Genomic DNA, 1,130 nt, shown 5'->3' with positions numbered 1-1,130 from the left:
TGAGCCGGTTAATCTCAGCTGTCAGGTCACTGAGAGCGTCCGCATTTTGGTGCCTGTCCGTGACGACTACTGCGGCACCGGACTCAGCAAGTAGCAATGCAACCGCTCGACCAATGCCTCCAGCAGCTCCCGTGACTACAGCAACTCGCCCGTCAAGGTCGGCTTTGAAATCCATCCAGGGCTCCAATCTCTATCAATCGGTTCAATGAACCGGAATCAGTAGGTCTTCAAGATCTTGCCGTATGGGAGGTCTGCAGTCATTCGCAGATACTTAGCGTCAACGACTTGAAGCACGGGTAGGTTCACGTCCGAATGCTTGCTCACTTCCAACCTACCCGGGCCACCGTAAAGCTCGTCTTTGCCGTCTGGCCCCTTGTGCGGCACACCCTTGAACAATACGGAGTTAAGCTGTGCTATCGCCGGCTTATCGCTCCCCTCAACATCTGGGATGATTTTCAATACTGCCAGAGGAAGATCCTCCATTACCGAGGCAGCGAGGTTTTCGTGCGGGAGAACAGTCGCTCTGGCCACTATATTGCCTTTATTGAGTTCTACGACTCCCTCAATCTCCCCAGTGCCAAGTTGGGTAAGTTCGATGCGATGAGCCAACTTCTTACCGAAACCCCAAATCTCCCGCCCAGCAATCAGCGCGTTCTCGGTGGTTACATAGACGGCGTTGGTATAGCCATACACCTGACCCTCAAACATACAGAGGATGCCCGTGTAGACCTCGCCATAGGGCCCTCCGCTGGTGCTGAAGTGGTTGAACTCAAGCACCATAAAAGCCGTCGCCGGTTGCACGAGTTCCAGATCTGAGGGTAGGACATCCAGTGCGGCATCTTCATCTGTCAGGTAGGTAATCATGAGCGCCTCAGTGTCCCGGTAGTACCAAGGCCCTTTTCTATAAGAGGGGTTTTGTGCAGGCATGGTGGTTCCCCATGAATCGGGGCTCAGACGGCCAAACTTGGATTCGTTATCAGACATGAGAGTCTCCAGAGTAGTTTCTTTCAGTTTTTACTTGGCCGGCCCCACCGGGACCGCCCCAATACTGGTAAAAAATATATCGCTACGTCTAACTGGACTCTTGCCATTGAGTGCCATTCGTTTTGCATTGAATGCCAACTACGGCT

General features: G+C 53.0%; 2 protein-coding genes. Both read right to left on the bottom strand.

Annotated elements, in window-relative coordinates:
- On the bottom strand, positions 1–175 hold a 175-nt coding region (locus V6D20_18490), incomplete at its 3' end, for an SDR family NAD(P)-dependent oxidoreductase (protein HEY9817770.1).
- Positions 176–216: 41 nt separating this feature from the next.
- A complete protein-coding gene (locus V6D20_18485; GenBank protein HEY9817769.1) occupies positions 217–984 on the bottom strand; it encodes an acetoacetate decarboxylase family protein in 768 nt (255 codons plus the stop codon).
- Between the last annotated feature and the right edge of the window lie 146 nt (positions 985–1,130).

Source organism: Candidatus Obscuribacterales bacterium (genome assembly GCA_036703605.1).
Taxonomy (GTDB): Bacteria; Cyanobacteriota; Cyanobacteriia; order RECH01; family RECH01; genus RECH01.
Note: the sequence above shows the minus strand (reverse complement) of the source record. Positions and strands in the feature narration are given on the sequence as shown.

Excerpts from the sequence above, each read along its gene's own strand:
- V6D20_18485 (HEY9817769.1), bottom strand. The coding sequence starts at position 984 with ATGTCTGATAACGAATCCAAGTTTGGCCGTCTGAGCCCCGATTCATGG.